Source organism: Liquorilactobacillus sicerae, from assembly GCF_029916425.1.
Lineage (GTDB): Bacteria > Bacillota > Bacilli > Lactobacillales > Lactobacillaceae > Liquorilactobacillus > Liquorilactobacillus sicerae.
Window position 1 is genome coordinate 1 of sequence record NZ_JAHAVQ010000117.1, and the last position, 577, is coordinate 577.

Annotated in this window: 1 protein-coding gene and 1 pseudogene; both read left to right on the forward strand. The window is 34.7% G+C overall.

Annotation, left to right across the window (positions count from 1 at the left end):
* A pseudogene (locus tag KH893_RS11545) lies at positions 1-186 on the forward strand (Rrf2 family transcriptional regulator); the annotation flags it as partial.
* Positions 187-323: 137 nt separating this feature from the next.
* A partial coding sequence (locus KH893_RS11550; protein WP_281166247.1) for an SDR family NAD(P)-dependent oxidoreductase occupies positions 324-577 on the forward strand: 254 nt, incomplete at its 3' end.

Consider the following 577-nt stretch of genomic DNA (forward strand, 5'->3'; position numbering starts at 1 on the left):
TTATTAAACGTTGATCGAAATACGGCCCTATCCTGCCCGATTGGTACAGCGATCCCAAAAGTTCTGACTCATTATTACAAAGAAATCCAAGACGTCGCAGAAACAAAAATGGCTGAAATAACTTTGCAGGATATTATTGATGACATCAAAGTACAAGAGGAGCAGCGGCTCAATTCCATTGATTAATTTTTAATATTTTTGCAAAACCGTCTGGTATTTTCAACATTTTTTAATTTATATCTTGTTATGGAAAATATCTTCTGCTAGAATATTTTTTGTGATTTATTTTACAAATATTTATATGGATAAAATTAGAGGCAAATATGTCAAATAAAGTTGCAATTATTACAGGAGCTGGTCTAGGGATTGGTAAAGCAATTGCTCAAAGACTGGCAAAAGACGGTTTTAAGGCTGGATTGATCGGCCGGCATCTGGAAAAAGTCGAGGCAGTGGCAGATGAACTAAATAAAAAATATGGTTCCAATACTGCTATAGCAAAAAAAGCCGATGTCTCAAAACGTGATGAAGTTTTTGCAGCTTTTCAAGAAATCAGCGATAATTTTGGTGACTTGAATGT